Source organism: Nostoc sp. ChiSLP03a (assembly GCF_034531215.2).
Lineage (GTDB): Bacteria > Cyanobacteriota > Cyanobacteriia > Cyanobacteriales > Nostocaceae > Nostoc.
In genome coordinates this window covers 1-11,253 of sequence record NZ_JAVRBQ020000169.1, presented here as the reverse complement: position 1 = coordinate 11,253, position 11,253 = coordinate 1, and the positions used below count along the sequence as shown (strand labels likewise).

Genomic DNA, 11,253 nt, shown 5'->3' with positions numbered 1-11,253 from the left:
GCCTTGCTCACCCTTGTCTCCCCCTAACTATACGATTATCATTCTTACAACTCATGTCTCAAGTATGAAGTATATCTTGTCCTAAGTGCTTCTGAAGTATTTCGTGACCGTTTGGCTAAATTATCGTTCAAATCACAGTTTTGATTTCTACAGCAATCTTCTGTGTTCCTTTTTCTGCAATGAGCAACTTTTCGGCTGCCAAATCTACGTAAAGATCCTTTTTTCCCCACTTCAGATGAAATGGATCGTCGGTAATCGTCCAGCCATCTTTGATTAGGGCATTTTTGACGTTCTGGTGGTAGCGGTCTTTAGCTGGCATAAATTACTCGAATTACGAATTAGTACCTTCGACTTTTGCGACTTCCAACATCGTCTTTAAAACTGAATCTGGATTCAGACTAATCGAGTCAATTCCTTGTTCAACCAAAAACTGGGCAAATTCTGGATAGTCGCTGGGTGCTTGCCCACAAATGCCGATTTTGCGATCGCATTTTTTCGCTGTTTCTATGACCATTTTTACCATTCGCTTAACAGCTGGACTGCGTTCATCAAACAATCGCGCTACTAATGCCGAATCTCTGTCTATCCCTAGTGTCAATTGAGTTAAATCATTAGAACCTATGGAGAAGCCATCAAATACCTCAGCAAATTCCTCAGCCAGAATCACATTACTGGGCAACTCACACATCACATAAACCTGCAAGCCGTTAACACCTTGCTTTAAACCATTTTTTGCCATCTCTGCTAAAACCAAACGCCCCTCGTCAGGAGTGCGGCAAAAGGGAATCATGGGGATGACATTTGTCAAACCCATTTCTTCCCGTACCCTTTTGAGGGCATGACATTCTAAGGCAAAAGCTTCTCTGTAGCCTTCATCGTAGTAACGCGCCGCCCCCCTCCAACCTAACATTGGGTTTTCTTCATGGGGTTCAAACTGTCTTCCACCCAATAAATTGGCATATTCATTACTTTTAAAATCTGAGGTTCGGACTATCACTGATTTCGGATAAAATGCTGCGGCAATTCTACCAATGCCTTGAGCTAATTTATCTACAAAATATTGGGGTTTATCGTGATAAAGTGCGGTAATATCAGCAATTTTAGCTTTGGCAAATTCATCTTTTAACGAATCATAGTGAATCAAGGCCATTGGATGAATTTGAATTTGGTTAGCAATGATAAATTCTGTCCGTGCTAAACCTACGCCATCGTTAGGAATTGCCGATAAACTCAATGCTTCTTGGGGATTACCCACATTCATTAAAATTTTAGTGCGGGTGCGGGGTAAGTTCTCTAAAGGGACTTCTTTAACTTCAAAAGGTAATAAGCCTGGATAAACTTTTCCTTCTTCCCCTTCAGCACAAGAAATTGTTACCTCTTGACCAGGTTTCAAGATGTCCGTAGCATTGCCGCATCCGACGATCGCAGGTACACCCAATTCTCGCGCAATTATTGCTGCATGACACGTGCGACCTCCAGAATTAGTGACAATTGCACTAGCGCGTTTCATAATTGGTTCCCAATCGGGATCGGTTCTCTCTGTCACCAAGACTTCCCCGACTTGGAACTGTTCTAGTTTCTGAACATCTAAAATCAGGCGTGCTTTTCCCTGACTAATTGCTTCCCCAATTGCACTTCCCGTAACGAGGGGAATTAAGGATTGGGAAGATTTTTCCCCATTCCCGATTCCCGATTCCTTATTCCCCAATACCAACCGATAACTCCGCAACACATTTCCCGTCTTCTGTGACTGGACGGTTTCGGGGCGCGCTTGCACGATAAAAAGTTGGTTCGTAATTCCATCTTTTGCCCACTCGATATCCATTGGAGTAAAAATGCCGTGGACTTGGGAATAATGGTCTTCAATTAAACACGCCCAACTTGCTAGTTGTAAAATCTCTTCATCACTCAGAGCGAATTTACCTCTTTCGCTGGGTGAAACCGAAACATTTTTCGTAAATTTAGAGCCGTCATCATAAATCATTTTCAGTTCTTTACTACCCAATTTTTTATCGATAATTGGGCGGAAACCAGCTTTTAAAGTTGGTTTAAAAACATAATATTCATCGGGATTGACAGACCCCTGGACAACATTTTCACCTAAACCGTAGGCAGCTGTAATTAGTGCCGCATCCTTAAAACCTGTTTCTGTATCAATAGAGAACATCACCCCAGAGGTTGCTAAGTCAGAACGCACCATTTTTTGCACGCCCACAGCCAGAGCAATGCTAAAGTGGTCAAATCCCTTGGCGTGGCGATAAGAAATAGCGCGATCGGTAAATAGAGAAGCAAAGCATTTATGACAAGCTGCTAAAACTCCTTCGACACCGACAACGTTGAGGTAAGTTTCCTGCTGTCCAGCAAAACTAGCATCGGGAAGGTCTTCAGCAGTGGCGCTGGAACGGACTGCCACATCTGTGTCTGTATGGTATTGTTCGCAGAGACTATGGTATGCTGTGGCGATCGCCTCGCGCAATTCTACAGGAAATGGTGTGTGGATTAATAGCGATCGCGCTTTTTTGCCGCGTTCTCGTAAATTTTTGACATCTTCAACATTCAAGTCAGCAAAGAGTTTGCGTAGTTTTGCTTCTAACCCCGCTGATTGAATGAAATAACGATAAGCGTAAGCAGTAGTGGCGAATCCTGTGGGAACGTTAATGCCTTTGGGTGTTAACTGTTGAATCATTTCCCCTAATGAAGCATTTTTACCACCAACGACAGGTATATCAGCAATCCCAATTTCATCAAACCAGAGAATGAGCGATCGCTCTTGCGCAGATAGAGATAAAGTGCTTTTAGATACTGTAGTCATAAATATTACCTTTTCAGTTTATACTCAATTTGTTAGTGCATAACTGCTACTATATTTATTTTTCCCATATTCAACTTGAGATTTTTGGTTGTGTCGCGTAGTTTGATATTTGGCGATAAAATACAAAATTAAAAGCAATAAAAATTAACAATTATTCAGTTTAATAACTCGCTCAAAATACCGGATGTAATAAATTATGGCGCAGCTAGAACGACTCCTGAAAATGGCAGAAGATGAACTAACTGAATACAGTACTGATGCCCGTAAAATAGAAAAACTACGCCGTAAAATAGGTTTAACAGTATCCGTAACAGAACAGCAGCAAGTGAAAGAGGCATTACTTGCTACGATGAAATCTAATCTAATTACCCAAGTTGTGGAAGAACAAAGACAAACAGTAGCCTTACCATTTTGGGGAATTGCTGGATTAGGTTTGCTACTAGGAATTTCTTTAAATCAACCCATAGGCTTGTTAGCGTGTGTAGTTGGAACTGTATTAGCTTATAGAATTCAGAAATGGGGTTGGAAATTGCAGGCAAATCGTTTATTGTTACAAACATTAGAAGATATTGAAACGCGTATTCTTCAACCCAATAAGTAATAAGAAAGATGTATTTTATAAGTGAATTACTTACTCCATTATATTAAGTAATACTTGGTGCTTGATTAGTCATTTAATTTACATCTCGTAAGCACTTAACAATTCCTTTGGGATCACCATAGCAAAAAAATTAGATATTGGATTTAAGATTAGGTATTTATTAAGAAAGACAGCAAGCAGAAGGCAGTCTTCCGTAAACTCGAACTGCCCTCCGTCTTCATTCAATATCTAGTTTGCGGGTAATAAATGCTACATTAAATTTTGGCAGCAGATATTACACATCTTGCAAAAATAACTTTGCAAGATGTTGGGGAAAGCTTAAAAGGAAGGGAAAATTCCATACCTTTGCCCCTTCCCCCACTACTGCAAGAAGTCTATTGAATATAGCTACGGGTTGTCTCAACCTGGAAGTCCACGTTAGAGAGTTCACTTGCAATAGCTGTTGCTTCGTATAATCGTATTTGTTACACGATCTCAAAGATCGTCAGCAAAAATTTTAGTCATGTAATATTGGTTTTCTTTTTTCTAATCAACTAACCAGATCGGCGATCGCTTCTGAAGCAGGGACTACAGCTTCAGGCTGATAGCGGATGCCAGCTTGCTTGAAGCGGTTTAAAGCTTCACCCAAGCGATCGCAGTCTGCAATCAAACTGATCCTGACATAACCCTCACCTGCAACCCCAAAGGCATTACCGGGAGTAACCACAACGCCTGTTTGTTGCAACACGTTCAGGGCAAAATCTGTGGAACCAACGCCAACGGGACACTTCACCCAAAGATACATCGTCGCCTTGGTTTTGGGGATATCCCAACCCAACTCTCCTAACCCGTGAATCAGGAAATCGCGGCGGGTACGGTAGCGTTGTTGTACCTCGTGCAAATACACATCTGGCAGTTGCAAAGCTGTTTCGGCTGCTGTTTGTAATGCTGCAAAAATGCCATAATCCAAGTTAGTTTTCAGCGTCCGCAAACCTTGAATTACATGGCGGTTGCCCACGACAAACCCGACGCGCCAACCAGCCATATTGTAGGTTTTAGATAAGGTGTGAAATTCCACACCAATATCTTTCGCACCGGGAATTTCTAACAAGCTAGTGGGTTGATAACCATCAAAAGCTAATTCGGCGTAACACAAATCATGTACCAGCAAAATTTCATATTTGCGGGCGAAGGCGACGATTTCTTCAAAAAATTCGCGGGGGGCGGTGGCGGCGGTGGGATTGCTGGGATAGTTGAAATAAAGGATTTTGGCAAGTCTAGCAACCTCGTCAGGAATGGCAGCTAAATCAATTAACCAGTCATTTTCGGGTTTAAGAATCAAGCTGTGGATTTTCCCACCAGCGATCGCCGGGCCGCGAAAATGTGCCGGATAAGCTGGGGAAGGAACCAGAACTAAATCACCAGGGTTAATGTAGGCGATCGCTAAATGAGTTAATCCTTCTTTAGAACCCAGCAATGGCAAGGCTTCGCTATCAGGATCGAGAACCACATCATAACGGTGACGATACCAGTTAGTAATGGCACGGCGGAAACTAGCTGTGCCCTCAAAAGGTGGATAACCGTGATTGCTAGAATCTTTTAAAGCTGCGATCGCCGCTTCGACTACTGGTGCTGGCGTTGCACCATCGGGGTTTCCCATACCCAAATCAATTAAATCTAACCCTTGTTCCCGTGCTTTAGCTTTCAGTTCATCTAAACGGGCAAATACATAAGGTGGTAGTTTTTGTATGCGTTCTGCTGGGACAATCCAATTTAAACTCATAAAACCTCGTCACTCATTCCCTTGGGCGAAACTCGATTTGTAGTATCTCTACTATCTATAGGTGCAGTGGTAGAAACCATTGCCGCCATCAACTGTTCTGGTGCAACTTTAAACGGTAGTCGATGGATGTCAGAATTAGGAACTAGAGCCATTTCGGCGGCTGTTTGCAACTCGCCTAATGTAATATTGCCCAATCCCAAATCACTTAATTTCTGGGGTAGTCCAATTTCTGTGTAGAACTTTAACAACTGTTGCCGTGCTGATGCTGCTAGTTGATTGCCTTGTAGCATTTCTTCTAAACGCAGTTGTACCAAAATTCCAAAAGCAACTTTTTCGCCATGAATACTACCATGTCCAGAAATATGAGTTAAACCGTTATGCACAGCATGGGCGGCAACTGTGCGACACTGCGCTCCTCCAAGTCCTCCAACTACCCCAGCTAGTAATACAGTAGCATCTACCACTTCTCGCCAAACCTCACTACCTGGTTCTTCCAGGGCGGCGGCTGACTTTTGTAACAAGATATCTCGCAAAACTCGTGCTTGTTGCACCGCAGCAATAATTAAAGTGTCTTGCAGGTGTCCACTACTAACTGAGGCTTCATACCACTTAGCGATCGCATCACCAATTCCAGCTATTAAGGTACGTTGCGGTGCAGTTTTAATCAAGTCATAATCGAGTATCAATAAGTCGGGACAACGAGATAGCCCCACGTCGTAGAGAAAAGCTCCATCTTCCGAATAAACATTCGATAAGGCACTCCAAGCTGCACAAGTAGCCCCGGAAGTCGGAATTGTCACTACTGGTAAATGTAACTGCTGTGCAACTAATTTCGCTGTATCTAGGGCTTTGCCGCCACCAACACCGATAATGACATCAGCTTTATGTTCTTTTGCCTTTTTCTGTAAAGATTTTAGGCTAGCTTCGCAGCAATCTGCACCATAAGAAGCTTGGACAGTATGTAACTGCTGCGCTTCTAAAACTGGTTGTAAATTTTGTTGGCTGATAGCGAGAGTAGACTTACCTGCCACAATTAAGGGACGACTTCCCAAACAGGCAATCTCTGCTGCGGCTGTTTGCAACACCCCAGAACCACGGATTACTTTTGCGGGGGAAACTGTGAGCGTAAATAATGAACTAGAGGTTTGAGTAGACAAAGAAGGTTGAGTAGAAGAATTATTGGGCATATAATCTCGTTTACCAAAACCTTGATACTTCTTAATATAAATAGACTAGCGATCGAGGATACTTGTTGCCAAACTGGTTTTTGGATGGCTCCAACTTGACACCCAGCCGATCTGGATTTGAACCAAGCAATTAAATAGATAAGTCCTGTTGCCGACTGATTGAGTAGTTTGACGACATTGCTTGAATCTATAAATACCCATTGGTCTGAAATTCCAAACTATCAAAGTTTTGAATAACCGTATGATTAATTAACACTAACATTGTCACATTCTCAAGAAAAGCAATCGAGAATTGATAATGTGTAGGCGGTCGTGTTATTTGATGCAATTTTTAGCTATAGATATATATGTAAAGGTATGCAAATATATTTCCTGACAATCCCTTGATTTGCTGCAAATAATTTTGAAAATGGCAACAGTGGCAATTAGGACAACAACTGACAAATTACAACTGTCAGTACCCATTACCCCACGCTGATTAACTTTTTCCCACAATATAACCACTAAAGTGTGAATATTTTATCTAAAAATAACCATTAATGTATCAGTAAATACAAAATAATTTTTGTCATCCTGATAACAGGTAATTTACTTTTGTTCTCTGGGTATGGAGCATTGGGCATTGGGCATTGGGTATGGGGTATGGGGAAAGGGAAAGGGGTAAGGAGAAAAGGGGAAAGATTAAATTTATTCCTTTTCCCTTTAACCTTTTCCCCTGCCCCCCTGCTTCCCCGCTCTCTGCCTCTTAAGCAGTAGGTTTTGGCAATTTGGCGAAATTATCTGTGTAAATTTTGACTGTTACCGGGGAATTTTGATGAGAAACGAGCGATCGCTTCACCTCACCCAAATAAATTGGCACAGAAATCCCTGTTTCCGGGTGGAGAATGGTACGGGCGCGAACTGTCAAATTTCCGTCTTCCAGTGTACCTGAGCGACCATAAGAAAAAAGATTGCTAGCTGCTTGACGTAAAGTTGCTTCTAATTGTGTGGGTGTAATTTGGGGTGATGTGGCAATCACCGCTTGTGTTGAGCCATTGTCATAAACTAGAGTGTACCGGGCTGCTCCAGGAATCACAGTCCGACTCAAGGGGACTATTGAGAGTCCAAATAAACCAGCAGTCACCACCAGCATAAAGCCAGTCGTACCCACCAACCGAAAGCGGATGCCCCATTTGAGAATAAAAGCCAAAAATGTCAAGGCAGCAAATACCAAGGTAGCTATACCTGACCATTGGGTGTACTGAAGAAAATTAGCTGTTGTGAGCATAAGGTTGCTTATGGAGGCGTCTTTTTTTCGTTACCGACACACCCATTTTACCAAGAGCTTACACCGATTACCTGTGAGGTTGCATAGATACAACAACTTGCTCAAGCCGCTTATAGCAATTCCTAGTTACGTGAGGTACAGAAATAATGTTTTTAAACGCAGAGGAGCGCAGAGGCAAACGCAAAGGTACGCAGAGGCTTACCTAATTTTATTAGTGATTTACTCAGTACCTCAGCAGGTCGGGAAACGCTATATATTACCAAGCCTAATTTTGTGCAGTTTCACAAAGAATTGCTACTAGACCATAAAAGTTATCGAGTTTCGCCTAAGTTTAGCGGTGAATGGAGCCAACGTCAGAACAATTGAAACAGTTATACAGAGTCTTAACTTAGTTAACGCGAATATATCTCTCGGTTTACCTAGTTTTCCTAAAACAGTATTGGTTCACTAGAGACAATATGGGAATTTTTAGATGTCTGCAACCTAGTTTGAATACTATCAATTATTGCTAGCCAATCAGCATCTCTGTTCCATTCAGAGGGAATTCTAGTTTTGGTTGCTGCGTCGTAGAGATTACAAAAAACCACATTCTCTTCTCCAGCAATTGCAGCGATAATCAAAGGCTTGGAAAAGTCCTCTATTAGCGATGCAGCTAAAAGAAAACTTTTAGCAAAGTTCGTTTCTATTCCAGTCCTAACAATATAAATTTCATCTGCTCTAACAACAATGTCTAACTTAATGTTGTCCTTTTCTATAAACTTTTTCGTCGTTAATTTAATATCTGATAGATAACCAGTCAGACCTTTTTGCTGCACAGGAATAGTTATTTTATTATTAATACCATAATTATACCATAGGTATAATTCCCCGCTTAATTCTCCTTTTTTTACATATAAATAAATAGGTTCTGGTGGGTTACAAAGACCTAGTTTAATTTCAGCAATCATATTTTATATTCCTTTATCAAAGATAAAAAATTTCAGACATCCTCTTAGATTCAATCTTTTTAAAATAGTGTTTAACTGAATAAAAATAATAAATATACAAAAGGGCATCTACAAGAGATGCCCGTCATGCAGGAAAACCCCAAAGGGATGTCCCTACACCTTCCCAACAATCAGCAACAGTGACTAATTAGGTATTAGTCACACTCACAGACGTGAATATAACAATATTATTAACTTAAAACTCTCAATGTCCCCAGTGCATACACTGAAAAAACTAATAGCTAATTTTGACGAGATGCAAGCTTGTCTTTTTCGCGATAACGATGTACCACTCCAACAATAGCAGCCAAAATTAGCCATGAAAGCGCATTCAAACGAAAATCAAAGAGAGTTACATCTACTGTATTCAATAAAATCCACCCGACAAAGGACAGAAGATAACTGAAAAATATCAATTTGTCTCCTGCATCTAGATATTTTGACTTTTGCAGTAATTGGACACTTGTAATCACAATCCAAGCTAGTAAGCCACAAAATAAACAAGTACTGGGAAAACCAGTTTCAGCAGATAACATCAAAAACAAGTTATGGGGATGACCCAAGGGAATCTGCATCTTTGCTTTGTAAAGTGTACTAAAACTGCGTAATCCCCAACCAGTCCAAGGATGTTGTTGAGCTAAAGACCAGGCAAACTCCCACTGAGTTTTTCGCATTAAAGCGACTGGTCTATCTGGATACATATCGTCATTTAACCTTGCCCAAAAGAAGGCAGGAACTACGAAGCGAAAAATTTGAGCGACTGATGAGGGAGCAAAAGCCGCCAAAAGAATACTAGAGACGATCGCAGCAACGCTACCTACAAGAATACGCCAACCTTGGTAGAGTGCATAAGCTAAACAGGCAAAAATAGCAATCGCCCACCCATTACGCGAGTTGGTGAAAATTAAGGCAATGAAATTTGTAATTACTGCCAGCGTTAGGAAGAGAAAGGGAACTGGAGACTGGGGCGCAGTCAGTCTTTCCCCTCTGCCCCTCTGCCCCTCTGCCCCTCTGCCTCTTATACTCAATTTCCAATACCTCATCCCTAATCGCCATTGTTCGATCCACAACCCTAAACTAAGGATAAAAACTATTACTAGATAAGCTGCGAAGGTATTGGCGTGCAAGAAAAGGGAAGCGATACGACCTGGTGGGTTTCCGCCTGGTCTAATTGTCCAACTAAACACAACCCACACAAACTCGAACTTGAAACTCCAGCCTAAAAATAATTGTCCCAAGCCCATAATTGCTACTGGCATGGAACCGATCGCTAAAGCCCAAGCCATTTGCCGCAATTGGGCAAATGTTTGAATCAGAGCGCTATGGGCAGCGAAAAGTAAAAAGAATGGTAATAAATTAAATAAGCCGAGGAAAGCTGCTGTTTTGTCTTGGGCAAACCCAGCACTCACAATCAGTAATACACTCAACAGGGCAAATCCCCAATTGAGGGGGCGGCGATTAATTTTGCGGGATTGTTTCAGCCAAGTTATTAATGAGACAAAACCTACAGTTACAGCCCCCACAAAAGGACTCAATGGGAAGATGAACAGTGCCCATAGAGAGTAGTTCCAAGAAGATTGCCAACGAGACTTGAAATATTCAAAAACTTTGTTCAAGCTGGCTCCCAACATTCCTCACGAGTGAGGCGAATTTGAGCTAAAGCAAAGATGGTGGGGATGATTCGACCATAGTTAGTAGCGATCGCTCTCCAGCCCAAATCTGCAATAAACCAAGTCCACATCATTGGCCCAATCACGGCAAACATCGTGCGGGCTGCCCCATAACGAGCTGCACTCACTGTCATACCCCGTTGCGCCATTTGCATTGCTACATAGCTTTGAAATTGCGTTGCAGCTGCTTCTGAGCCTGTAATTGCCGCTTGTTTGGCTACTTCATAAGTAGCAAAGTGGATAGCGAATTGACGGGCAATTTGCTTAAGTACAAGTGGCTGGAGAACAGAAGTAACCGCGATCGCACTACCGCCTTTGAAAAGCAACCCCAAGGGATCGGGCTGCAATAAAAGTGGTAGCGGTTCTTTTAGTTCTGATTTGATCAGGTGACGCTGCACTTGGAGAGTCAATTTTTGTTTTTCCTGTTCCGGCAACTTTTTCCACACCTGTCCTAATAGATGTAAAAATACTTCTGCTTCTAAATCAATGGTTGCCAGTTGATTAGAATAGGGAATTTTGAGGTACTTACATACTTGAACTAACGCTTGTCGGTAAGTTACCTGTCCTGTACGTCCTCGTAATACTGTCATCCCATCTGCCGCCAAAAAACGAAAGCGGCCCTCTAGTGCATCTAACCAAGCTTTGCGGTCTTGGCTTTGCACTTCGATGGGTTCGGGTGTGTGTACATAGTCTAAGGGATTGAACTTACGACTAAATAGAATTGCCGTTAAGTCTTGCAATTCTTCTTCGGTCGCTAACTCTAGCGCCGCCCTCATTTCATCCAATTTCCCTTCCTCCCTTCCGTGCAGCTTTCTGTACCTTATTCTACTATTAACCCAAGTTGCGGGTTATCAAGCTGTGGGTACTTTGCACTTGAATAGTCGTGCGCTCGTTCAGGACGAAGTGGCGGTTGCACGTCGCGCAACCGCCACCTCAATTAACTCAAAAATACAAATACTGAATTAGAT

At 42.0% G+C, this 11,253-nt stretch carries 8 protein-coding genes and 1 pseudogene; 1 reads left to right on the top strand and 8 read right to left on the bottom strand.

What is annotated here, in order from left to right:
• Positions 1-130 precede the first annotated feature (130 nt).
• Together RMY32_RS28725 and ppsA are read right to left on the bottom strand one after the other, a co-directional pair.
• Positions 131-319 (bottom strand): annotated as a pseudogene (locus RMY32_RS28725) (element excision factor XisH family protein); the annotation flags it as partial.
• Between the two features lie 12 nt (positions 320-331).
• Positions 332-2,812 (bottom strand): phosphoenolpyruvate synthase, encoded by a 2,481-nt coding sequence (ppsA, locus tag RMY32_RS28720; RefSeq protein WP_322709384.1) that lies wholly within the window; start codon positions 2,810-2,812, stop codon positions 332-334.
• A 196-nt stretch (positions 2,813-3,008) separates the two neighbouring features.
• Between ppsA and RMY32_RS28715 the strand changes: the two genes are divergently transcribed.
• Complete coding sequence (locus tag RMY32_RS28715; protein WP_322709383.1) at positions 3,009-3,413, top strand: hypothetical protein; 405 nt, start codon at positions 3,009-3,011, stop codon at positions 3,411-3,413.
• A gap of 529 nt (positions 3,414-3,942) precedes the next feature.
• On the opposite strand, the gene RMY32_RS28710 is transcribed toward RMY32_RS28715, so the two are convergent.
• The 6 genes from RMY32_RS28710 to RMY32_RS28685 all read right to left on the bottom strand — a co-directional run bounded on the left by RMY32_RS28710 (position 3,943) and on the right by RMY32_RS28685 (position 11,070).
• Complete coding sequence (locus RMY32_RS28710; RefSeq protein WP_322709382.1) at positions 3,943-5,175, bottom strand: aspartate aminotransferase; 1,233 nt, start codon at positions 5,173-5,175, stop codon at positions 3,943-3,945.
• Positions 5,172-6,362: an iron-containing alcohol dehydrogenase family protein gene (locus tag RMY32_RS28705; RefSeq protein ID WP_322709381.1), complete on the bottom strand. Its 1,191-nt coding sequence runs from the start codon at positions 6,360-6,362 to the stop codon at positions 5,172-5,174. The genes RMY32_RS28710 and RMY32_RS28705 overlap by 4 nt, the downstream gene beginning before the upstream one ends.
• 745 nt (positions 6,363-7,107) lie before the next feature.
• Positions 7,108-7,629 carry a Ycf51 family protein gene (locus RMY32_RS28700; protein WP_322694581.1) on the bottom strand — a complete coding sequence of 174 codons (522 nt, stop codon included), beginning with the start codon at positions 7,627-7,629 and terminating at the stop codon, positions 7,108-7,110.
• Positions 7,630-8,057: 428 nt separating this feature from the next.
• Positions 8,058-8,576: a hypothetical protein gene (locus tag RMY32_RS28695; protein ID WP_322709379.1), complete on the bottom strand. Its 519-nt coding sequence runs from the start codon at positions 8,574-8,576 to the stop codon at positions 8,058-8,060.
• 281 nt (positions 8,577-8,857) lie between these two features.
• Positions 8,858-10,246, bottom strand: a complete 1,389-nt coding sequence (locus RMY32_RS28690; RefSeq protein ID WP_322709378.1) for an O-antigen ligase family protein — start codon at positions 10,244-10,246, stop codon at positions 8,858-8,860.
• Complete coding sequence (locus RMY32_RS28685) at positions 10,228-11,070, bottom strand: YaaW family protein (RefSeq protein WP_322709377.1); 843 nt, start codon at positions 11,068-11,070, stop codon at positions 10,228-10,230. The genes RMY32_RS28690 and RMY32_RS28685 overlap by 19 nt, the downstream gene beginning before the upstream one ends.
• Positions 11,071-11,253 lie beyond the last annotated feature (183 nt).